Origin of the sequence: Microbacterium sp. MPKO10 (assembly GCF_026107415.2) — a bacterium.
Lineage (GTDB): Bacteria > Actinomycetota > Actinomycetes > Actinomycetales > Microbacteriaceae > Paramicrobacterium.
Window position 1 is genome coordinate 16757 of sequence record NZ_JAPCHX010000008.1, and the last position, 22301, is coordinate 39057.

The window sequence follows — 22301 nt, forward strand, 5'->3', positions numbered from 1 at the left end:
CGATGTCGACGTGTTGAGGTATCAGTGGGGAGTGCCGTCACAGTGTGCGCACGAGGCCACCATCGACGCGCAGTGCGACGCCGGTGATGTAGGCAGCCTGAGCGCCGCAGAGGAAGGCGACGGCGGCGCCGAATTCGCTCGGGTCTCCGTATCGCCCTGCGGGAATCGTCTGTTCGGAGCGGCGCTGTGCCTCGACCGGATCGATGCCCTGCCGCTCAGCCTGCGCCGCGTCGAGCTGCGCGACGCGATCGGTGGCGATGCGGCCGGGGAGCACCAGATTGACGGTGACGCCGTCGACAGCGACCTCGGTGGAGAGTGTCTTGAGGTACCCGGCGAGCGCCGCGCGCCCGGTGTTCGAGCCGGCAAGGTTGGGAATCGGTGACACGATTCCACTCGATCCGACTGCCACAATGCGGCCGCTGCCGCGCTGCCGCATGCCCGGAAGCACGCGCGAGACCAGGTCATGCCCCGGCGCCACGAGTCGCTCATACGAGTCGGCGATGTCGGACGCTGTGGCCTCCGCCGCCGTACCCGGCTTCGGACCGGGCCCGTTGATCACGAGAATGTCGATGGGGCCAAAGGATGCTGTCGCCTTGTCAAGCGCAGCGGCGCGCGAGGCCGCGTCGGTGACGTCGAGCTCGATGCCGATTGCCGACGGCACATCGGCGGCAATCTCCGCCGCTCGTTCCCCGCGGCGGCCTGTGACGACAACGTTCGCACCCTCGGCACCGAGCGCCTCAGCGATCGCGCGGCCGAGTCCGCCTGTGGATGCTGCGACGAACGCCGTCTTTCCCTGAAGCTGCAGGTCCATCAGCGCACCTCCTCACCGTCGAGTTGCGCGAGATGTTCGGCTGCGATGGCGTCGAGTTCGGGCGGGAACGTGGCGGCGGGAGCGCGCACGGTCCCCGTCGCGAAGAGACCTCGTCGATGGAAGAGTTCTTTGCGGAGCGCAAGGGCGATGCCGGGCTGCTGCTCGAAGTTGATGAGCGGAAGGTAGGGCGTCAGCTCGGCGCGCGCTGCCTCCGCGTCGCCCGCGAGCCAGGCCGTGACGCAGCTGACGAGCGCCTCGGGGTACGAGAATCCGGTCATCGCGCCGGCGGAACCGGCGGCGAGCTCGTCGAGGAGCCCCTGACCACCGAGCCCACCGAACACCGACACATCGACGCGTGCGGTGATGCGGGCAATCGCTGCCGCGGTCGGGGGCGCTTCGGCTTTGACGGCCGAGATGAACGGGCTCGCTTCGACGACGGCGATGAGGTTGTCGGTTGAGATCGTCACGCCGCTCGATTTCGGGTAGTCCTGCAGCACGACGGCCGCTCCCGTGGCGTCATGGATGCGCGCGAGGTGATCGATGACAGTGACCGCGGAGCCGGAATTCGCCTGCACCATGACGGCTCGCAGCCGATCGCCGACGGCAGCCTGCGCGTTCTCGATCTCGGCGATAGCCGGAGCCGTCGCCAGAGACGTGACCCCTGCGACGATCGGCAGTTTACTGTTCTGGGCGACGACGTCGAGCACCTGCATCCGTTCGCTCGCCGTGAGCGCGGCGGCTTCACCGAAGACGCCCAGGACAGTGAGTCCCGCAGCCCCAACGGATTCGTAGAACTGCACGAGGCGCACGAGGCTCTCCTCGTCGATCTCGGCGGCATCCGTGAATGGGGTGGCGACGACTCCCCACACTCCACGTGCGAGCGAGTCGACGCGCTGGTCGGAAAGAGGCTGCTGTGTCATGCGATCACTTCCCTGGCCAGACAGGTTTGCGCTTCTGCTGGAAGGCGGCGACGCCTTCGGCGGAGTCCTCACTGTCGAGGGCGGCCATGAGGGCGGGCAGCCGCATGGCGCGGGCTTCGTGGGCGCTGAGGTGCGCGGTGCGGGTCACCATCTGCTTGACCGCGCGAACCGAGGTGGGCGCACACGCGAGGATCTGCTCGATCCACCGCTCGACAGCGGCGTCGAGCTCTGCCGCGTCGACGACCTCGTTGACCAGGCCCATTCGCTGCAGCTCGTCCGCCGGTGCCTTACGCCCGGTGACCAACAGGCTCATCGCCTGCGTATACGGAACGCGACGAACCAGCTGATGGATGCCGCCATCCAACGCGAGCCGACCGACGCGGGGTTCGGTCAGCCCAAACTGCGCCCGGTCGGAGGCCACGACGATATCGGCACCGAGCACGATCTCCATGCCGCCGCCAAGGGCGTAGCCGTTCACCTTCGCGATCACAGGGACATCGAGCGTCGTACGCAGGCTGAGCCCGCCGAAGCCGTTCGGGTCGAGTTCGGCCCAGTACTCAAGGCCGGTCTTGTCGACAGCATCCGCCGACATGTCGGCTCCGACGCAGAATGCCTTCTCCCCTCCCCCGGTCACCACGACGAGTCGCACTCGGTCGTCGGCTTCGATGCTCGCCCAGATCTCGTTGAGTCTGTCGTGCGTCGCGCGATCAACCGCGTTGAGTACGCGCGGCCGGTCGATGACGACGGTGGCGACACCGCGATCGTCGATGTCGAAGCCCACCTCATCGGGCTGCGCGGCCGTCTGCTGGTCTGTCATTTCAACACTCCCAACTCGTGAAGACGCCGAATCGCGTCGTCGTCGAAGCCGTTCTCTTTCAGAACCTCATCGTTGTGCTCACCGAGCCGTGGCGCGACCCGGCGCACGGTTGCGGGGGTCTCCGACAGGTGAATCGGCGCATTCAGCATGCGGAACGTGCCCGCGGTGGGATGCTGTGCCTCGATGATCATGTCATTCGCTGCCGTCTGCTCGTCGGCGAGCGTCTCTTCGAGTGTGCGGACGGGGGCGTTGAGCAGCCCCTCGGCCTCGAGCCTGCCTGTCCAGTACGCCGTGGTGTTCGTGGCGAAACGGGCGGCGAAGATTCTCTGCAGCGCCGCTCGGTTCTCGACCTGCTTCTCGTGAGTAGCGAACTCCGGTCGAAGCGTCAGGTCCTCGTCGAGGTCAAGGGCCCGGGAGATGTGCAGCAGCGGATCTGCCGCAAATCCCCCGACGAGGCAGACGGCGGAGTCGGTGGTGGGGAACACCCCCGTGAGCGGCATCCGCCCCCAGTTCACCTCGAACCCGCGGTTGAGCTGCATGGACGCCTCTTGCATCTGCATGTGCAGCATCGAGTCGTACATTGTCACTTCGACCTTCTGCCCCTGACCCGTCTCGTCGCGCGAGCGCAGGGCGAGGAGGATGCCCTGGAAGAGGTGCATGCCGGTCGTGTAGTCGCAAAGCGTCGTGGGGTAGACCGTAAGCGGGTCGTCGTCTGAGCTGCGCCGCCACATCACACCGGAATACGCCTGGTTGATGACGTCTTGTCCGCCGAGCGACGAGTACGGGCCCGTCGTCCCGAATCCCGTCCCCGATGCCCAGATGAGCCGTGGGTTGAGCTCTTTCAGCTCGTCGTAACCGAAGCCCATGCGCTCCATGACACCGGCGCGGAAATTGCTGACGACCACGTCGGCGCGGGCGATGACGTCGCGCAGAGCCGCTCGACCTTCGTCCGTCTTCGTATCGATCGCCATGCCGCGCTTGTTGCGGTTGATCGACAGGAAGATCGGGTTGTCTTGCCCGTCTCTGTCTGGCAGCGAGTTGCGCGACGTGTCGCCGCGGCCCGGCCGCTCAATCTTGATCACGTCGGCGCCGAAGTCCCCGAGCAGCTGTGTGCAGCTCGGGCCCATGAACACCTGGGTGAAGTCGACGACCGTCACCCCATCGAGGGGAAGCCCGCGCGGCACCACGGCCGCAGCATCCCGTGTCTCTGTTGTCTCATACATCGTCATACTCCCACCGTCTCGTCTTCGTCGATGGTGGCATTCTCTGAGGGAATGTCGCCCGGGTCGGCGTTGTGCTGGCGCATGCGCTGCTGGATCTCGACGGCGTCGACGTCGCGCACGAGGATCTTCTGCTCGAGGGCGAGTGTCGCTGCTGAGGCAACGGCCTGCCCCATGGCCATGCACGGGGGAATCTCGCGGGACGACTTCTGGGCATCTGACGTCGCCGAGTAGTGCCGCCCGGCGACGAGCAGCTGGTCGACGCCTGTCGGCAGGAGCGAACGGTACGGGTAGTAGTAGTCACGGCCCCGGGCCACGGTGTCAGAGAAGTGGCGGCGCTGCGTGACGTCGTCTTTCGTCATTACGTATTCGCCCTGCAGCAGGCGTGTCTGACGAACGCCCATCTGCGGTGCCGTGTCGATGACAAAGCAGTTTTCAAATCCGGGCAGGAATTCTTTGACATACTCCACGGCCTCGGCGATGCGCTCACGTGCAGCGAATTCGGCCTCGGTGAGAGAGGCGGGGTCGGCACCGTCGTAGCCGGTCATGTGCGGCGCGTTGCACCAGACGACGCCCGGCAGCGGCGTCTTGAGCCACCACAGTTCCCACGCTCCGCCGAGGATTCGCTTGACCTTGCGGTTGATCGCTCGCGCTGCTTTGGGGTCGCCCTGCTCGAACTCCTCGGCACGCTGCGTGTCGACGCCGGCGAGGCGGAACACGAGCGTGGTGATGTAGCTGCCTTGAATGAAGTCGGCGCCAGCACGCGAGGCGACGTCGATGTCACCCGTCGTGTCGATGACGACGTCGGCCATGTGGGCCTGCGGGCCCGCCTTTGTTTCGGCGATCACGCCCTTCATCACGCCGTCATCGACGATGGGACGAGAGAACCACGAGTGCAGCAGCAGGTTGACGCCCGACTCGCGCACGAGGTCGTTCGACACACGCTTCCAGCCGTCGGGATCGAACGCCGCCGCATAGCAGATGGGCTTCGGATTGACATGGGTGTGGAAGTCGAAGGTGCCGTAGCGCCCCCACTTGTTCCACAGCTCGCGGGATGCCTTGCGGTCTTCAGCCGGAGGCACGATCGCGAGATCGAGCTTCTTCAGCCGCTCGATGTACTCAGAGACCACGCCGGTGACGGTGATCTCCTGCCCGTTGATCATGTCGTCGAGCACGAGCACCATTCCGCCCGAGGCGAGGCCGCCGAGCGACGGATAACGCTCAAGAAGAGTGACGGATGCTCCCGAGCGAGCCGCCGTCACGGCCGCTGCGACGCCGGCGGGCCCGCCGCCGACGACGAGCACGTTCGAGCGAGAGGCAATCGGCGCTCTGAGGTCATCGCTGGTCACGCGAAGATCGTAGGTTGTCATTGTTGTTCTCACTTTCCGACGTGGATGCCGTTGACACGGCGAGCAATCAGGTAGAAGACGACGCTGAGCGCCGAGAGCGCTGCGACGTAGACGGGGAAGGCCCAATCGAGGCCGATGGATTGGAACCAGACGAGTAGGAACGATGCGGTGCCGCCGAAGATGGCAACTCCGAGGCCGTAGCCGAGCGACGTGCCGGCACCGCGATAACTTTTGGGCATTAGCGATGCCGAAACGACGTTATAGAGCGTCATGTTGAGCACGAGAACGACGGAACCGCCGAGCAGCACGGAGGCAAAGCCACCGATGCCAGGCTCCACGTACAGCAGCATGAGGAAGACCGAGGGGATCACGAGGATGCGGCCAACCACGAACCACTTCGAGATCGCACGCCCATCGACGAGCCGTCCGACAACGAGGCTGCCGACCACGAGAATGAGGCCAAGCACTGTGGTGAGAGCGAAGACTGCAGACGGATCTTCCTTCATCGTCGAGCGCGCGGCATTCGGCAGACCGACGTTCCATGCGTAGTTGTATGCCTGAACAGCACCCACGACGAAGACGATCGCCAGAACGCTGATCCAGCTCTTACGGACGCCCATCCATACGGTGCCGGTCGTTGCCTGCTCGAGCTCGTCCTTTTTCATGGTCTCGGGCAGCGTGCGGCGCAGGTAGAGGATGACGAATCCGAAGACGGCTCCGACAACGAACGGGATGCGCCAGCCCCACTCGTCCATGGCCTGAGAACCGATGCTCGTGGTGACGATAAAGCTCACGAGCGGAGCAAGAACGATGCCGACGTTGACGAAGAACGAGATGATTCCGGCCACGAAACCCTCGCGACCCTCGGGAACGAGCTCGACAGCGTGAGCTGTCGACAGCGGTGCTTCGACTCCGGTCGAGATCCCCTGCACCACGCGGCAGAGCAGCAGCAGAATCGGTGCCCAGACGCCGATCGTCTCAAACGTCGGCGCAACGGCGATCACCAGTGTGCTGAGCGCCATCATCGTGATCGACAGCATCATGATCTTGCGTCTGCCGATACGGTCAGCGAATGTGCCGAGAACAACGCCGCCGAGTGGTCGGAAGAGGAATCCGACGGCAAAGATAGCGAGAGCGTCGAGTGTCGCCACGACCGGGTCGACATTGGGGAAGAAGTGCGGGCCGATGTACGACGACAGCAGACCGAAGATCATCCAGTCGTACCACTCGAGTGTGTTGCCGAGACCGAGGCCGAGAATCCCTCGCCGTACCTGGGGAGAGAGTCGTTCGCGCTTGCGTCCCTTGCTGTTGACGTCGGTGTCAATCATGGTGCTCCTTAATCAAGCATCACCGTTGCGCTTGAAGGCAGGCTCCATCGACGCCCATCCCTCCCGGGATGTCGCTGGAGCTGATGAATAGGATGCGGCGGGCTCGCCTCACCGACGGATTACCAGGTCGGCGGTGTGATTACCCAGATCGCTACGCACGTTTCGTCGTAGTCGTTTTTGTACCAATGCGGAATCGTGGAGTCGAAGGTGATCGAGTCCCCGGCTTCAAGCTGGTGCCTCTGGCCATCGAGGTACACATCTTTCTTGCCGGAGATGATGAGTCCGAACTCTTCGCCTCCGTGTGTAAACGGAATGTCGCTGGTGTCGTGTCCCGGAGGAGTGACGACCCAGAGTGCTTCGAGGGTTCCGTTGAGGTCAGGGGTCAGCAGCTCGTATGCTGCCTCGCCGACGGCCTCGGGAGCCACTCCTTTGAGATCTCGCCGCTCTGCTTTGCGCACGACCGGCGATCGCTTCTCTTCATGGCTGGGGAACAGCTTCCCCACGGGGATGTCCAGACCATGCGCCAGTTGCGCCATTGTTGTGAATGACGGGTTGGCGAGTCCACGTTCGATCTGGCTGACGATTGCGGGGCTGAGGTGTGTGACCTCAGAGAGCCCCTGCAGCGTCAGACCTTTCTCTTTGCGCAGCGTGCGCACTTGCGAACCAACGCTCGAGAGGATTGCATCAACGGCCGGCCCCGGCGACGTCTCGCTTGGTGTGAAGACCATAAATGCAGCTCCCCGATCGATGTGAACGATTTTAGTATATTGAAGTTTTTTACTAGGTCAAATATTTTGTGGAAAATCGGATGCTGCAGGAAGAACATCCGCGCCGGGCGCCTCCCGGTGGATCAATCGAGAAGCGCGGCAATGACACTGTCCAGTCTTTTGTGTATATCAGCTTCGTCTTCCCGAAAATAGAGCAGCTGCGCGGCGAGACCTTGTGCAAGTGCGAGCACAGCCCACGCGACAGCTTCAGCATCGACATGCTGGGGCACCTCGCCTTCTGACCGGGCGCGTGCGATCAACGACGTGAGCAGGTCGCGCACCTGCGAGTCACTCTCGGCGATTGCTGCGGCGATCGCGCTATCCGAGAGCGCCACCTGCGCAAATGCGTCACCCTGACGCTGCGCAGCGGTGCGCTCGGCATCGAGGGGAAGGATTCCGAGCAGCAGGGCGACAAGCCAGCTGTGGATCGTGGGGCGACCCGGTTCGCCCGAAGGCAGTGGGGCTGCGCTCTCGCGCAACCGCGCGAAGGCGGCGGCGAGCATCCGATCCTTTGAGGGAAAGGCCTTCTGCACCGATCCGAGAGAACACTTCGCCTCTGCGGCGACGGTCCGAAACGAGAGGGCGGTCATGCCATCGCGCCCAATGATGCGCAACGCGGCGTCGGCGAGCTCCGTTTGACGCCGGGTGAGTTCCATAGCTACGAGGGTAGGTGATCCGCATGGCCGAGAGGCAGCGTTCGCCGTCGAAGCAGCGTCGCTGTGCGCCACATCACGAGCACGTAGGCAAGTATGACGGCAGAGGCGGCTCCGGTCCCGGCCAGAGCAGCATTCGTCGTGGCGTTTCCGCCGGCGTAGTTGACGAAGTCCCAGGCGGCGTGCCACACGATTGCGGGCCAGAGGCTGCCGGTCACCACCGCCAGCTCTGCGGCCGCCACCCCGAAGAGGGCGGCGAATGTCAGTTGGAGAATCGCCTCGGGGAGTGCTTGACCTCCGGCAAGGTTCGCGAGGTGCATCACGGCGAACACGATCGAACTGCCGATGATGGCGGCTCGCACTCCACCGCCTCGTAATACAGCAAGAATGATTCCCCGGAACCAGACCTCCTCGTTGACGGCAACGCAGACCGTCAACACCGCGTAGGCGATCAGAACGGCACCCGGCACCCTCACGCCCTGCGTGGCCAGCACGAGCACGATGGTGATCGGCAACGGCAGGAACCACAGGCCTGCGCGGGCACCCCGGGGAACGCGAAACCCATACTGCCGAAGGCTGGCGGGCGAGACCCTCATGACAAGGAGGCCGAGGGCCGCGCTAACTCCGGCACCACCCGCGATCATCAGAGCTGCGGATGCGTCGTCTGCGTGCAGCAGCTGCGACGCGGCGGACGCGGCAGCGGTGAAGAAGACCGGAATGACCGCGAACGCAATCGCCGTAGCCCAGCGACGGCGAACGGACCACACTGCCGGTTCGGATCTGTCGACTCTCGAGGACGTGCTGGACACTTCAATCCCTTCGCGGAATACATTCGTATTCCTGTGACGAGAATACGCCTGTATTACCCTGTCGTCAACGGGCCGCACCGCCGCCGCCGGCGGGTCAGCTCTCAATGGGTGACCAAATCTTTTTCCGCGGTTCGGTTGACTCAGTAAAAAAGTTCAATATACTAAATTTACTTTCACCGTTTCCGCACGTGCAGCACGTGGGGGAACGGGCTTGGAGACCCCAGCACGGAAGTACCCGCACCGCGCGCAATCGAAGAATCTGAGCGAACCGCCTTTCGCGACACCGCTCGGGAAGCATCATTTTCAGTCCCCTGAGACAGCGGGGCGCTGCCGCTACGTCCGTAGCCCCGCACACCTCAGTTCGTCATGTCTGTGCAGATGGATATGACACAACTCAGAAGCATCTCAACGAGGAGAGCACTCATGTCCACTACTCATCAATTCTCACGCCGGAATCTGCTGGCGGGTGCCGGTTTGTCCGTCGGTGCCTTCGCGCTCGGAACGTCGCTGCTCACCGCCTGCAGCGAGCCGGGTCGCGGCCCGGCTGGAAAGGGCGGCGGTGACGGCACGCCACTCGCGCTGCAACTCGGCTGGCTCATCAACTCCGGCCAGTTCGGTGAAGCGATCGCCCTCTCGAAAGGCTGGTACGACGACGCTGGCATCAGCTTCTCGATCAACCCCGGCGGTCCCAGCATCGACGGCATCGCACTCGTCGCGGCGGGGGAATCGCAGATCGGTCAGATCTCGTCGAGCCCATCGCATATGCTCGCCCGTTCGCAGGGCATTCCGGTCAAAGCGTTTGCCGTGTGCGTGCAGGATCACCCGTACGCCTGGCTCTCCACGCCCGAGAACCCGATCGAGTCTCCCGAGGATCTCGTGGGCAAGACCGTCGGCGGACCGGCCACGTCCGACATTCTCGTCAAGGCGCTCCTCGCGGCGAACGAGATCAGCGAAGACGACGTCGAGTTTGTCGCGACGGGGGAATCTGTCGCCCCACTCATGACCGGCAAGATCGACGCGTGGGGGACGTGGCTCAACTCAATCTCACAACGCCGGCCCCTCGGCGACGACTTCGTGTCGATGCGCCTCGCTGACAATGGCGTTCCGCTGTACGGCTACATCTACTACTCAACGGACGACGTGCTTGAGAAGCAGTCGGATGTCGTCAAGGAATTCACGACTGCGACGGCACGTGGCTGGGAGTTCGCCTACGACAACGTCGAAGAGGCGGCGAAGGCGACGGTGGAGATGGCCCCGGAGTCAAAGCTCAAAGACATTCAAGACGACGGCGAGGCCATGATGAAGTACGTCTTCACGAAGTCCACGGCCGAGAAGGGCTGGGGGACCATGGACAAGTCGATCTGGGAGAACCAGATCGCGCTCTGGGATCAACTGGGTCAGTTCAATTCCGCAGCCCCCACGGTCGATGAGCTTGCCACGTGGGACATTCTCGATGCCACCGCAGATGCACGACCGAAGCTCGGCTGAGGCACGCTCATGACGCTGAATGAGGTAGCGACGATGCAACCGATCAGTATTGACAACGTCGGCATCACGTTCGACACGACGGATGGCAGCGTGACGGCGCTCGAGGGGGTGTCGACATCTCTGGACGGACAGAGTTTCACGTCGCTGCTCGGGCCATCGGGATGCGGCAAGTCGACGCTGCTGCGAATCATCGCAGATCTGCTCGAACCGACGTCCGGCTCCGTGAGCGTGCTCGGAGAGTCTCCGGAAACAGCACGGACGAGTCGCCATCTTGGCTTCGTGTTTCAAGATTCAGCGTTGCTGCCCTGGCGCGACGCCTTGAAGAACGTGACTCTCCCCCTCGAAATCGGCAACGGGAAGGTCACGGATGCCGACAAAGAGCGAGGGCGAGAACTTCTTGCGCTCGTCGGCCTTGAAGGCCGCGAAAGCTCATTGCCGTCGCAGCTGTCAGGCGGTCAGCGGCAGCGCGTCTCGATCGCACGAGCGCTCATCACCAAACCCAAAGTGCTCCTCATGGACGAGCCGTTCGGAGCGCTCGACGAGATCACGCGGGACCGGCTGAACGAGGAACTCCTCCGTATCTGGCAGGTGACGAACACGACGATCATCTTCGTCACTCACAGCATCGCCGAATCCGTCTTCCTGTCGCAGCGCGTCGTGGTGATGTCTGCGCAGCCCGGCCGCATCCGGGATGTTGTCGATATCGACCTGCCCGATGCCCGCACTCGGGAGGTGCGCGCGCTGCCCGAATTCGCGCAGTACGTCACAAAACTGCGCAATCTGCTGGAAGGGGTGTGATCAGCGTGGTCGGAACAAACACCGAGACTCTCGTGATGGGCGGCACTCGCCGAGGAGCGAAGGCGAAGCCTCGCCGATCGCCGCTCAGACGCGTCGGAACTCCCCTGCTGGCTGTGCTCGTCCTCGTCGTTCTCTGGCAGGCCGTGTGTGTCGTCTTCAAGGTGCCGTACTACATCGTGCCGTCGCCGCTCGAGGTCGGTCAATCGTTCGGCGAGAACATCTCGACGCTTCTTGAGCACTCCGCTCCGACGGTCATCGAAGCGGGCGCGGGGTTTCTCGTCGGAAACTCGATAGCGATCCTGCTTGCTGTGCTGTTTGTGCATTGGAAGGCCGCGGAAGACGCGCTGATGCCCGTCGCCGTGTTCATCCAGACGGTGCCGATCGTCGCGATCGCACCGGTGCTCGTGCTGATGCTCGGCACCGGGTACGCCCCCAAGATCGTCATCGCGGCGCTCATCTCCTTCTTCCCAACGCTCGTCAACATGGTCAAGGGACTGAAGGCTGTCGAGAAGGAGCACCTTGAACTCTTCCGTCTGCTCTCTGCCTCGCGGTCGGAGACGTTCTGGAAGCTGCGGGTATTCGCCTCGATGCCCTTCCTCTTCTCATCGCTTCGCATCACGGCCACGACATCCGTGATCGGCGCGATTGTCGCAGAGTGGATTGGCTCGCAGCGGGGCCTCGGGTACATGATCATCCAGGCAACCTACAATTTCGACACTCCGCTGCTGTACGCCACCATGATCATGGCGTCGCTCGTGGCCGTCGTCTTCTTCTCGATCGTGTCGATTCTTGAACGGCTGTTCGTCACCTGGTCGGCAGAGTCCAAGATGTAGGTACGATCTCACGATCTGGGTCGGTGTCCGCCGGGATGGCGCGCACCGGCCCTCGCTCCCCCACTCGAACCAGCAGGAGGACACCATGGCCAGACCGCTCGACGGCGTCACCGTCATCGATTTCACACAGGTGATGCTCGGGCCGTCCTGCACGCAGGCGCTCGGTGACTTCGGTGCCGACGTCATCAAGGTAGAGCGCCCGGGCAGCGGAGACCTCTCTCGCCGGGGAGTACTCGCGCACACCGGGCAAGACAACCCGGTATTCCTCAGCCTCAACCGCAATAAGCGCGGCATCGCTGTCGATCTGGCGACGGATGCTGGTCGCGCGGTGATCCTCGACCTGCTGCGCGATGCCGACGTCGTGGTCAGCAACTTCCGCCCCGGAGTCATGGAGCGACTCGGCCTCGATTACGACGCGGTCGCGGCCATCAACCCGCGGATCATCTGGGCCGCGGGCTCAGGATTCGGCGCGTCAGGTCCCTATGCGCACAAGGGCGGGCAGGACATTCTGGGGCAGGCGTACTCGGGCGTCATGAAGCGGCTCGCCGACCCCGAGCATCCGGTCTCGATCTATGCCACGCCGCTCGCCGACTACACGGCCGGGCAGCATCTGGTGCAGGGGATCCTGCTGGCGCTGCTGCACCGCGAGAAGACCGGCGAGGGGCAGAGGGTCGAGGTCAGCCTGTACAACTCGATGCTGGCGATGCAGATGCAAGAGGCAACGACACGGCTGATGTACGACCAGGAGCTCAACTGGGCACTCATGCCGCTGAGCGGGTGTTTTCCCACGGCGACGGGTGAGATCGTCATTGTTGGCGCGTTCAAGCCGAATCCGCTGCGCGACATCTGCGCGGCGCTGGGGCTGGCTGATCTGTCAGAGGTAGAGCGGTTCTCAACGCTGGAGCGGCTGAAAGAGAACCGGCGCGAGATCAGGCAGATCATTGCCGATCGACTGAAGGAGGACACCTCTGAACGGTGGCTCGCCGAGCTCGAGAAGCACGACGTTCTGTGTGGCCCCGTACGCAGCCTCGCCGAGGCATTGGCCGACCCGCAGACCGCGCACAACAACATGATCATCGAATTCGAGAACAGTACGGGGCAGGCGGTGCGCACGATCGCGTCGCCCATCACGATGTCAGAGGTCCCGCCCGAAATTCGACACACACCGCCGCAGCTGGGCGAGCACAGCCGTGAGCTGCTGCAGGGGCTCGGATACGACGCGGCGCGCATTGATGCGTTGGTGTCGAGCGGAGCCGTGCAGTGAGCAGCCTGATTCCCGCTCCGTCACACCGCTTTCTGCATGTTTGTGGACGTGCTGTCACGCCGCGGCGCTCAGAAAGACCGTAAACATACAGCAACTCAACACACCACACCTCGAGACAAGGAGCAGCCATGGTTTACGTGATCGGATCCGCGTGCGTCGACGTGAAGGATCTCGGGTGCATCGACGCGTGCCCCGTTGACTGCATCTACCAGGGTGAGCGCACGCTCTACATTCAGCCGGAGGAGTGCGTGGACTGCGGCGCGTGCGAACCGGTGTGCCCGGTTGAGGCGATCACCTACGTCGATGATGTGGAGCCCGAAGACGAGAAGTTCGTCGACATCGCCTACGAGCTCTTCGAGAAGGTCGGCTCACCGGGCGGCGCCGAGGCCCACGGCCCGGTGGAAGACCATCCTGCCGTCACTGCGCTGCCCCGACGCGATGTATGAATGAGATCAGTGCACTGTCGACCGGCGAAGGGGGTCGGCGTACTGATCGAGAGTCGAGAGAACGCCACGATGTTCCCACACCCGATTGCGCTTCACACCGGTCTCTCGGTGAGGGCGCCACGTTCTGTGAGCGTCACGTAAGCTGACGCAGATCACTCACCACGGTAGTGATCCGTGCGCTGAGACGAACGTTCCGGTGGGGCCATCTGCAGCAACCTGCGCCATGCGCACGATGATCTCGGCGCCCTCTTCGACGGTCTGGGTTCCCGTTCGACCGTTGAGGTCGGTGTTCGTGAAGCCCGGCTCCACAGCGTTGATGCGGATGCCGGGGAATGCCTTCGCGTACTGAATAGTGATCATGTTCACTGCTGCTTTCGAGGCCGGGTAGCTCACTCCCGGGTAGAAGTGGCTGGGGCTCGACGGATCGCTGAGGCCCGTGAGCGATGCCAGGCCGCTCGCGAGGTTCACGATGACGGCTTCGGGGGAACGCTGCAGCTGGGGCAGGAAAGCCCCGATCGTGCGCACCATGCTGAACGCGTTCGTCTCGAACGTCTCGCGCATCTCGTCGACAGTGGTATCGGCTGGCGTCGGCACCGCGTTGCCCGCGAGACGAGGCTCCATTCCCGCGTTGTTGATGAGCACGTCGAGCCCGCCCTCGCTCTCGATCATCGCCGCTGCGGCCCGAACTGACGGGTCGTCTGTCACGTCGATCTGCACGAATCGTCCGCCAACCTCGTGAGCGGCGGCGCGGCCCTTGGCCTCGTCACGGGCCCCGAGATAGACGGTGTGCCCTGCCGCGATAAGTCGACGTGCGGTTTCTTTGCCGAGGCCCTTGTTCGCCCCGGTGATCAGTGTTGTTGTCATGCATCAAGCGTCGCTCTGCTTCGAGCACGCAGGTAGTCGTCTGTGTGTCGTAGGACTGCCGGGGCCACGACAGCGCCTGCAGCGAGGTGCACACTTAACACGTGGAGAAATGGGAGTTCGGCAGCACTGTGCGGCGGTGGCGTGAACGCGTCACTCCGGATGCTGTCGGGCTGCCTTCCGGCGGCAGACGCCGCGCGCCGGGTCTGCGAAGGGAAGAGCTCGCGGGTCTCGTCGGCATCTCTGTCGACTACCTGACGCGGCTGGAGCAGGGGCGGGCCACGTCGCCATCTGAGCAGGTGGTTGAGGCTCTCGCCCGCGGATTGCGCCTGAGCGACCACGAGAGAGAGCTTCTCTTCCGCATCGCCGGGCTGTCTGCGCCGGGCAGCGACGTCGTGTCGTCACGCATCGCTCCGAGCGTGCAGCGTCTGCTCGATCGCCTGTCGAGCACACCGGTCGCGGTCTTCGATGCGGCGTGGACGCTCATCACGGCGAACGCTCCCTACGATGCGCTGATGGGCGAGACCACGGCGCAGCGCGGCGTCGAGCGCAACGCCGTGTGGCGCAATCTCGTCGGCGCCGGCAACCGGGCGGTCATGACTCCGGCCGAACGCGCGAACCTCGAAGAGCAGCTGGTCGCCGACCTGCGCCTCACGGCGGCGCGCTACCCCGCAGACCGTCGCCTTCGCCAGCTGGTCTGCGAGCTGAGCATGCAGAGCACGCGCTTCGTCGAACTGTGGGATTCAGACGCCCCGGCGCCGCGGCCCGATCGCCACAAGGTCATCGAGCATCCGTCGGTCGGCCGCATCGAGCTCGACTGCGACACCCTCGTTGTCGCTGAGAACGACCTGCGTCTCATGATCTACTCGGCGGAGCCGGGCACGGTAGACGCCGAGCGCCTCTCGCTCGCGATCGTGCTGGGAACGCAGCAGCTCGTCGAGTGACGCCCGGCGTCGCATCGATGTATGCGGCATCGGCTTCGCTGATCGGCAGAACACCGCCCGCACCCACAAGGAGAACGCCGCATGGCCGACCCGCGCGCGTGTTTCTGCACGGTTGCGGTCTTCCTGTAACGCCGCGGCGCTCAGTAAGACCGCAACCATGCAGCAACCGGCGACGCGTCGCCGGATAGACGCGAACGGAACGGCTACCGGGCCAGCAGCTCGCGAATCACCGCCTCGATCTCGGCCGGCGATTCTTCGGCCATGAAGTGCCCCGCGTCGGTCGTGTAGTGCGCGAGGTTCGGCGCCCACCGCTTCCACAGCGCCGTGGCGTCGTAGCCCAGGGCAGCGCCCCAGTCTTGCTGCACGACGCTCACGGGCATCGCCAGCTGGGCGCCCAGGTCAGCATCCGCCTGGTCATGCGCGATGTCGATGCTCGCCGTCGCCCGGTAGTCGGCGACGATTGACGGCACCGCCGCTGCGCTCGCGTCAAGGTACGCCCGCCGGTACTCCCGCGGAATCGCGTCGGGGTTCTTCGTCCATAGATCGAGGAAGTACCCGAAGAAGTCGTCGGCGCTGTTCGCGATCAGTGTCTCGGGCAGCCCGACTGGCTGTGCCATCAAGAAGAGGTGGAAGCCCACCGCCGCTGACACGCCGTGCATCGCGTTCCACGTGTCGAGGGTCGGCAGAACATCCAGGAAGGCGGCGTGTGTGACAGCATCCGGGTGGTCCATCGCCGTGCGAAACGCGACAAGTGCCCCACGGTCGTGGCCGACCAGCGCGAACCGTTCGTGCCCGAGGGCGCGGGCGAGCGCGACGACATCGGCCCCCATGGTCCGCTTCGAGTACGTCTCACCGGCGTCGGCAGGTTTGTCGCTCGCACCGTATCCGCGCAGGTCGGGCACGATAACACTGTGGTCTTCGGCAAGCGCGGCGGCGACATGACGCCACATCAGGTGCGTCTGTGGAAAGCCGTGTAGAAGCACGATCGGGATTCCGCTGCCGCCCACAGCGGTGTTCAGCTCGACACCGTCGGCGACGGGGATGCGGTGGTACTCAAAGTTCGGGATGGTCAGTGACATCGTGTGTCCTTTCGTGTGGTGATGCTCACACGTTCTCGCAACTCGATCAGCAACGAATCAGCACACACCCTCGGTGTCGCGTGCCGCATAGACTCACACCGAGATGGAACAACAGAGCATGGTGTCGTTCGCGGTTCTCGGTCCGCTCGAGGCGCGGGATGCTGCCGGCACGCCGATCCGCTTGCGCGGGCCCAAGCATCGTGCCGTGCTCGCGCGGCTTCTCATGGCGCAGGGTCGCGTCGTACCGATCGAGACGCTCATCGACGATCTGTGGGAGGTTGCGCCTCCGCGAGCGACCGGGGCGATCCGCACATTCGTCGGCGACCTGAGGCGTGCGCTCGAACCCGAGCGGCCTCCGCGCGCAGCATCCGGCTTGCTTGTGACGCAGGGCGGCGGGTATGCCCTGAAAGCGACTCCGGATGCTGTCGACGTGACCCGCTTCGAACGCGCGGTTGCCGAGGCTCGCCGCCGCGAACCGGGCGGTGCTCTCGACCTGCTGCAGGCGGCGCTGTCAGAGTGGCGTGGACCGGCGTATGCGGACTTTTCGGCAGAGCAGTGGGCCCGCGCTGAACGTGCGCGGCTCGCCGAACTGCGCCTCGGTGCGGTCGAGGCGCGTGCCGACGCTCTGCTTGCGCTCGGGCGTCATGCCGAGGCGATACCCGATCTGGATGCCCATGTCACCGACAATCCGTGGCGCGAGGGGGCGTGGCACCAGTTGGCGCTTGCGCTGTATCGTTCGGGGCGGCAGAAGGATGCTCTCGATGTTGTGCGGCGGGCTCGCGAGCGTCTCGCGGACGAGCTCGGGCTCGATCCGGGTGAGGACCTTGCCCGTCTGGAGTCCGACATCCTCGCGCACGCGCCGTCGCTCGGGGCGCCCACACGCCCGCCGGATGCCGCGAGCACGCTGTGGGCGCAGGCCGCGGAGAGCCACGCCCGCGGTGCCGTGCTCGGTGAGCGGGCCCGGCTGCGGTCCACCGTTGATCTGCTGCGCAGTCTGGCGCTCGCGGGTGGCGAGAGCCTCGAGGCGGCCCAGCAGCAGCGCATTGCCACGATCCGCGCCGCGGAGGATCTCGGCGACCCTCATCTGACAGCACGTGTGATCGGCGCCTACGACGTGCCAGCGATCTGGTCGCGCTCCGATTACCCTGAGCTCGCCGCGCAGGTCGTCGCTGCGGCCGAGCGCACACTCGCAGCACTCCCCCAGGCCGACACCGATGCCGCGCGAGCCCGCCTTCTGGCCACGATCGCCGTCGAGTCTCGCGGCTCATCAAGCGACGCGCCGCGCGCTGCGGCGTCTGAGGCTGTGCGGATCGCGAGGCAACTCGACAATCCACCGCTGCTCGCCTTTGCTCTGAACGGCCTGTTCATGCAGACCTTCCATCGCACGGGGCTTGCGGCCGAGCGCGACGCGATCGGCCGCGAACTCATCCCTCTCGCCTCCCGCCACGACCAGCCCGCCCACGAGCTGCTCGGGCGCCTCATTCGCCTGCAGTCACGCTGCGCGGTGGGCGATGTTGAGGGCGCCGACGCGCAGGCTCGTGCAGCCGACGAGCTCGCTGACCGTTACGATTCTCCGCTCATCGGCGTCTTCACGACCTGGTATCGCGCGCTTCGCCTTGTGCTCACGGGCCGCCCGGCGCCCGAGGTCGCCGAGGCCTATCGTGCGGCAGCACCGCTGCTTGACAGTTCTGGCATGCCGGGGATGCACCGCGGGATGCTGCCGCTCGCGCTGCTGAGCGTCCGCATCCAGCACGGTCGTCCGCTGCCCGAGCCGGGCACGACTGGCTGGGGCCCGTACACCCCGTGGGTCGAGCCGCTGCTGCTCGCCGAGCACGGCAATCCGGATGCTGCGAGGGCAGCCTTGAGTACGCTCGATGACCCGCCGCGCGACCATCTGGCGGAAGCGCTTTGGTCGCTCGTCGCCCGTGCGGCTTCCACGGTGGGCGATGACGCTGTTCTCGGCCGAGCCTGCGAAGCCCTCGCTCCAGCCCGAAACGAACTCGCGGGCGCCCAGTCCGGGCTCCTCACCGTGGACCCGGTCGATCGCGCAAGAGCGATCGGACGTCACCGGGCTCCAGCTGCACCACGTCAGACATGCGGCGGACTTGCTCAATCGGAACGATAACGGCAGTAGGACGCCTGTGGGCTCCGATAGCGACCGGCGCCGCAGCCTCAGGATGCTCCCGAAACTCGCGAACAATCGAGGTCAAAGACGCACGCAACTCTGAGACCGTGACAACCTCTTCGCCCGCCAACTCCTGCACAAGCACATGCAATATCTGTACATTTTTGTGTACACGTAATCGATGACGAGTGCCGCCCGCTGATGCGTACCAAGTCGACTGCGGGCAGTAACAGTGTCCGCCTTGCCGTCATCGATCACCTTCTGCAAACGACACGCGATGGCGTGCAGACTGTCGTCTGGGTTCACCGTGTCGGCGTCGCCGCGCCATGAGGCACGTCGCCACGACGCGGTGCCCGCACACACCACTGACCTCGCACGAAAGAAAGTCTTCGGTGCGAGGTCAGCTGTGCGGTCACGCAGAGAGCTTGTCGACTCCGATCGAGAAGTCGAAGTTCCCCACGCCATTGTTGGCGAGTGCCACGGTCAACAGACCGGCTCCTTCCAGCCAATGGGCCATCTTCAGGTCGCCGACATCGAAGGGCCGCATCCCGAGACTGGTGATGAACGTCTCGACACGTGCCTTGGCCTGCGCATCGTCGCCTGCGATGAAGACGGCAGGGCTGCCCTTCTCCAAAACGTGACGGAAGATGGTGTTGAACCCCTTCATCACGCTGGCGCTCGCTGGCACCACCTTCGCGACCTCCTGAGCGATCGAGGTCTCTTCACTATGAGCGAGCCCGTCGAACGTTGCGTTGAACGGGTTGCTGATGTCGACGATCGTCTTGCCTGCGAGGGTCTCTCCGAACTGGGCGACCGCCGGAACGACGCCTTCGTACAGCAGCGCCAGAATGACGATGTCGCCGGCAGGAGCCGTTCCCCACTCTCCGGTCGTTGCTCCGCCGCCGAGAGTCTCGGCGAGGGCTGCGGCCTTCGACCGGTCACGGGCGATGATCTCAACTGTGTTTCCACCGGCGAGCGCTCGCGCGCCGAGTGTGCGGGCCATGTTCCCCGCGCCAATGATGCTGATGCTGCTCATGATATTTCCTTTTCTATTGTGTGATGTGTGGCTTATATTGCTGTGGTGCCGCCGTCGGCGACGAGTTCCGTTCCGTTGACGTAGCTGGAGTCGTCTGAGGCGAGGAAGAGCGCTGCTGTCGCGAGCTCGTTCGGGCGGCCCATCTGGCCTCGGGGAATGAGCGCCTCGAACTGACGCATGGTCTCCTCGTCAAAGAGCTCTTCCTGCTTGGCCGTGGCGACCTGGCCGGGGGTCAGGACGTTCACACGGATGCGGCGGTCCTTGAGCTCGTTGAGCCAGACACGCGCCCAGGCCTGCTGAACTGCCTTGCTTCCGGCGTACACGCTCCAGCCGGGGAACGCACCGAGGGAGGCATTAGACCCAGTCATCACGATGGATCCGCCGTCGTTGAAGAGCGGAAGTGCCTTCTGAACGGTGAACAGCGTGCCGCGCACGTTGAGCCCGAAGGCGGCGTCGTACTGGGCCTCAGTGATCTCACCGAGAACGCCAGGCTCGCCCATTCCTGCGCTTGCCCACAGCACGTCAATCCTGCCCTTCTCGCGCTTCACTGTGTCAAACAGACGGTCAAGATCATCCAGATCGCCCGCGTCACCTCGGACGCCCGTGACGTTGCGGCCGATCTCATTCACGGCCTGGTCCAGCGCATCCTGACGGCGTCCGGTGATGAAGACGTAGGCGCCCTCTTCGACGAACAGTTTTGCGCCCGCTAGTCCCATGCCGGTTGTTCCGCCGGTCACAACCGCTACCTTGCCATCAAGTTTTCCCATCAATTGCTCCTTCGGGTTGTGGTGCGATGCACACCGGGGATATCGATGTTAAGTACACCGACCTGTGTGCATAACATACCCCGCGCAGGAGTCTCGCGCAACTATGTACACCGAACGTTACCTTTTGGGGATACAATGGCTGCCATGACGGAGTTAGAGAAAGGACCAACGGGTCGCCGCCGTGGCCGGGGCGCTCGCGAGCGCATCCTCAGCGCGTCGCAACACCTGTTTCGCGAGCAGGGCATCAACCAGACCGGAATGGATCAGCTGTGTGCCGCAGCCCAGGTCTCGAAGCGCACGGCATACCAGCACTTCGCCGGCAAAGACGAGCTGATCGCCGAGTACCTCCAGCAGGTCGACCCCACGGTGATGTCGAGCATTTTCGACAGCCAAGAGCTGACTGCGCGTGAGAAGCTGCTCGCTGTGTTCGACATGCCTCCCACGAACCCGATGTGCCCCTACATCTCGGCGGCCGTCGAGCTGCACGACCCCGACCACCCGGCGGCGCTGTACGCCAAAGAATACAAAGAGACGGTCACCGCAAAGCTCGCAAACGCAGCACGCGAAGCCGGCGCGGCCAACCCTGAGGAGCTCGGCGAGCAGCTTGCACTGCTGCTCGATGGAGCCGCAGCGCGCACTCGGGTTGTCAACTCAAACGCATTCCCGACCGCCGGGACCATTGCCGTGATGCTCATTGACAGCGCGATCGCCGCTGGACCAAGCAACGACAATCACAGGGAGACCGTCTCGCGCTGACAGGGCGCTGCGCAGACCGTCACTTATGACTTCATCTGACGTAGGGGCCGGGCTCACGGTGATACGCCCAGATGCGCACCGCGGTGGCATCTGGGCGTATCCCTCGCATATTCCTCTGACTTTTCCCGTCGAGGCGAGAATTACGGTGCACGGTTACCAGGGGCGCGTTTCGATCATGTGGGCCCGGTCAGACCGGCGCACGGGGACGACATATCCACGCCGATAGGCCATCCACATGAACCCGGCGGTAGCGAGCATGCCCAAGGCCACGGCGTACACGCTTGCCTCCGGCCCGAAGTCGCCTCCGGTGAGCAGTGCGGGGCCCGCTGTCGTGGCGTCCAACAATCCCGTCGGAGCGCCGCTTCCCGAAAGCTCGGTGCTGAAGATGGCGCTCGCTGCAAGGTTCCAGCCGAAGTGCAGGCCGATCGGCACCCACAGCTTGCGGGTCGCGATGTACGCGGCGGTGAGCATGCCCCCTGCCTCGATCGCGATTGCGAGAGCCCCCACAAGCGTGGCGTTTGCGTTCAGCAAGTGCACGAGACCAAAGAGGAGCCCGACCAAGACCAGAGCGATCCACGTGCCCGTCCATTCCTCGACGATCCGAAAGAGGATGCCGCGGAAAATCAGCTCTTCGGACACCGCGGCACCTGCCATGAAACCGAGCAGCCCGAGGGCGTTCGCCGGCGACCCCAGGCCGTTGATCGCGTAGAAACCGCCGAGTGCAATAAGCCCGATCACGGCACCGAACAGGGCGATCCCCGCTCCTGTGCTCCAGGCCACCGACGGCGCAGCACTCTTCAGGCTCACCTCCGCCGGAGCACGATGCTCCGTACGCCGGACTACCCAGGCGTAGACCGCGATTGCCAAGACACCCGTTGCCAACCCGATGCCGAATGTCAGCCAGGGGTTGCCCCCGACGGCCGCGCTGATCAGGCGGGCAAGGACCACAGCCGCGAGCACGACCAGCAGTTGCCACAGCAGTCGCATACCCCTGCCCCGGCGTCGTCCTCCGCTGTGTTTCTCGTGCCGCTCGCTCGTGACCGCCGACGCGCTATTGAGGTTATTCATCATCGCTCCTAAGAGGGTCGGCGATGGCGCACCCATTTGAGACGTCATTTCTATGTAAACCGACCTGTGTGCTTAAGGTACAACGCGCGCACCAGCAACGCAAGCTAACCACACCGATTGTTACCGGTCACGGCCCCATCGGCTCAGAGCCAAGAAAGAGAA

General features: G+C 64.4%; 22 protein-coding genes. 8 read left to right on the plus strand and 14 right to left on the minus strand.

From position 1 onward, the window contains the following. Positions 1 to 37: 37 nt before the first annotated feature. The 9 genes from OK352_RS16700 to OK352_RS16740 all read right to left on the minus strand — a co-directional run bounded on the left by OK352_RS16700 (position 38) and on the right by OK352_RS16740 (position 8674). On the minus strand, positions 38 to 811 hold the full coding sequence (locus OK352_RS16700; RefSeq protein ID WP_265142658.1) for an SDR family oxidoreductase: 774 nt from the start codon (positions 809 to 811) through the stop codon (positions 38 to 40). Further along, positions 811 to 1731 (minus strand): dihydrodipicolinate synthase family protein, encoded by a 921-nt coding sequence (locus OK352_RS16705; RefSeq protein WP_265142659.1) that lies wholly within the window; start codon positions 1729 to 1731, stop codon positions 811 to 813. The genes OK352_RS16700 and OK352_RS16705 overlap by 1 nt, the downstream gene beginning before the upstream one ends. 4 nt (positions 1732 to 1735) lie before the next feature. Next, complete coding sequence (locus tag OK352_RS16710; protein ID WP_265142660.1) at positions 1736 to 2548, minus strand: enoyl-CoA hydratase-related protein; 813 nt, start codon at positions 2546 to 2548, stop codon at positions 1736 to 1738. Continuing rightward, positions 2545 to 3771 carry a CaiB/BaiF CoA transferase family protein gene (locus tag OK352_RS16715; RefSeq protein ID WP_265142661.1) on the minus strand — a complete coding sequence of 409 codons (1227 nt, stop codon included), beginning with the start codon at positions 3769 to 3771 and terminating at the stop codon, positions 2545 to 2547. Before OK352_RS16715 ends, OK352_RS16710 begins: the two co-directional genes overlap by 4 nt. A gap of 2 nt (positions 3772 to 3773) precedes the next feature. Further along, positions 3774 to 5138: an FAD-dependent oxidoreductase gene (locus OK352_RS16720; RefSeq protein ID WP_265142662.1), complete on the minus strand. Its 1365-nt coding sequence runs from the start codon at positions 5136 to 5138 to the stop codon at positions 3774 to 3776. Between the two features lie 8 nt (positions 5139 to 5146). Continuing rightward, on the minus strand, positions 5147 to 6445 hold the full coding sequence (locus tag OK352_RS16725) for an MFS transporter (protein WP_265142663.1): 1299 nt from the start codon (positions 6443 to 6445) through the stop codon (positions 5147 to 5149). Between the two features lie 119 nt (positions 6446 to 6564). Further along, on the minus strand, positions 6565 to 7173 hold the full coding sequence (locus tag OK352_RS16730) for a helix-turn-helix domain-containing protein (protein WP_265142664.1): 609 nt from the start codon (positions 7171 to 7173) through the stop codon (positions 6565 to 6567). A 122-nt stretch (positions 7174 to 7295) separates the two neighbouring features. Further along, positions 7296 to 7868, minus strand: coding sequence for a TetR/AcrR family transcriptional regulator (locus tag OK352_RS16735; RefSeq protein WP_265142665.1), 573 nt, complete (start codon positions 7866 to 7868; stop codon positions 7296 to 7298). A gap of 2 nt (positions 7869 to 7870) precedes the next feature. Then, positions 7871 to 8674, minus strand: coding sequence for a CPBP family intramembrane glutamic endopeptidase (locus OK352_RS16740; RefSeq protein ID WP_265142666.1), 804 nt, complete (start codon positions 8672 to 8674; stop codon positions 7871 to 7873). Positions 8675 to 9097: 423 nt separating this feature from the next. Between OK352_RS16740 and OK352_RS16745 the strand changes: the two genes are divergently transcribed. From OK352_RS16745 to fdxA, 5 genes are all read left to right on the plus strand, one after another. Further along, complete coding sequence (locus tag OK352_RS16745; protein ID WP_265142667.1) at positions 9098 to 10162, plus strand: ABC transporter substrate-binding protein; 1065 nt, start codon at positions 9098 to 9100, stop codon at positions 10160 to 10162. A 33-nt stretch (positions 10163 to 10195) separates the two neighbouring features. After that, positions 10196 to 10960, plus strand: coding sequence for an ABC transporter ATP-binding protein (locus OK352_RS16750; protein WP_265142668.1), 765 nt, complete (start codon positions 10196 to 10198; stop codon positions 10958 to 10960). Positions 10961 to 10965: 5 nt separating this feature from the next. After that, a complete protein-coding gene (locus OK352_RS16755) occupies positions 10966 to 11793 on the plus strand; it encodes an ABC transporter permease (protein WP_265142669.1) in 828 nt (275 codons plus the stop codon). Between the two features lie 85 nt (positions 11794 to 11878). Next, complete coding sequence (locus OK352_RS16760) at positions 11879 to 13057, plus strand: CaiB/BaiF CoA transferase family protein (protein WP_265142670.1); 1179 nt, start codon at positions 11879 to 11881, stop codon at positions 13055 to 13057. 128 nt (positions 13058 to 13185) lie between these two features. Then, positions 13186 to 13503: a ferredoxin gene (gene fdxA, locus OK352_RS16765; RefSeq protein WP_265142671.1), complete on the plus strand. Its 318-nt coding sequence runs from the start codon at positions 13186 to 13188 to the stop codon at positions 13501 to 13503. A 156-nt stretch (positions 13504 to 13659) separates the two neighbouring features. Here the strand turns inward: fdxA and OK352_RS16770 are convergent, their stop codons facing one another. Further along, entirely contained in the window at positions 13660 to 14367 is a 708-nt protein-coding gene (locus OK352_RS16770) for an SDR family NAD(P)-dependent oxidoreductase (RefSeq protein ID WP_265142672.1), read from the minus strand. A 101-nt stretch (positions 14368 to 14468) separates the two neighbouring features. On the opposite strand from OK352_RS16770, the gene OK352_RS16775 reads away from it, so the two are divergent. Beyond that, positions 14469 to 15308: a helix-turn-helix transcriptional regulator gene (locus OK352_RS16775; RefSeq protein WP_265142673.1), complete on the plus strand. Its 840-nt coding sequence runs from the start codon at positions 14469 to 14471 to the stop codon at positions 15306 to 15308. A 203-nt stretch (positions 15309 to 15511) separates the two neighbouring features. On the opposite strand, the gene OK352_RS16780 is transcribed toward OK352_RS16775, so the two are convergent. Next, positions 15512 to 16387 carry an alpha/beta fold hydrolase gene (locus OK352_RS16780; RefSeq protein WP_265142674.1) on the minus strand — a complete coding sequence of 292 codons (876 nt, stop codon included), beginning with the start codon at positions 16385 to 16387 and terminating at the stop codon, positions 15512 to 15514. Between the two features lie 103 nt (positions 16388 to 16490). Between OK352_RS16780 and OK352_RS16785 the strand changes: the two genes are divergently transcribed. After that, complete coding sequence (locus OK352_RS16785; RefSeq protein WP_265142675.1) at positions 16491 to 18512, plus strand: AfsR/SARP family transcriptional regulator; 2022 nt, start codon at positions 16491 to 16493, stop codon at positions 18510 to 18512. 412 nt (positions 18513 to 18924) lie between these two features. Here OK352_RS16785 and OK352_RS16790 read toward each other — a convergent pair whose 3' ends face one another. Further along, positions 18925 to 19548 (minus strand): NADPH-dependent F420 reductase, encoded by a 624-nt coding sequence (locus OK352_RS16790; protein WP_265142676.1) that lies wholly within the window; start codon positions 19546 to 19548, stop codon positions 18925 to 18927. A gap of 32 nt (positions 19549 to 19580) precedes the next feature. Beyond that, positions 19581 to 20315, minus strand: a complete 735-nt coding sequence (locus OK352_RS16795; RefSeq protein WP_265142677.1) for an SDR family NAD(P)-dependent oxidoreductase — start codon at positions 20313 to 20315, stop codon at positions 19581 to 19583. A gap of 144 nt (positions 20316 to 20459) precedes the next feature. On the opposite strand from OK352_RS16795, the gene OK352_RS16800 reads away from it, so the two are divergent. Next, positions 20460 to 21071, plus strand: a complete 612-nt coding sequence (locus OK352_RS16800; RefSeq protein WP_265142678.1) for a TetR/AcrR family transcriptional regulator — start codon at positions 20460 to 20462, stop codon at positions 21069 to 21071. Between the two features lie 153 nt (positions 21072 to 21224). On the opposite strand, the gene OK352_RS16805 is transcribed toward OK352_RS16800, so the two are convergent. Further along, positions 21225 to 22139: a CPBP family intramembrane glutamic endopeptidase gene (locus OK352_RS16805; RefSeq protein WP_265142679.1), complete on the minus strand. Its 915-nt coding sequence runs from the start codon at positions 22137 to 22139 to the stop codon at positions 21225 to 21227. Between the last annotated feature and the right edge of the window lie 162 nt (positions 22140 to 22301).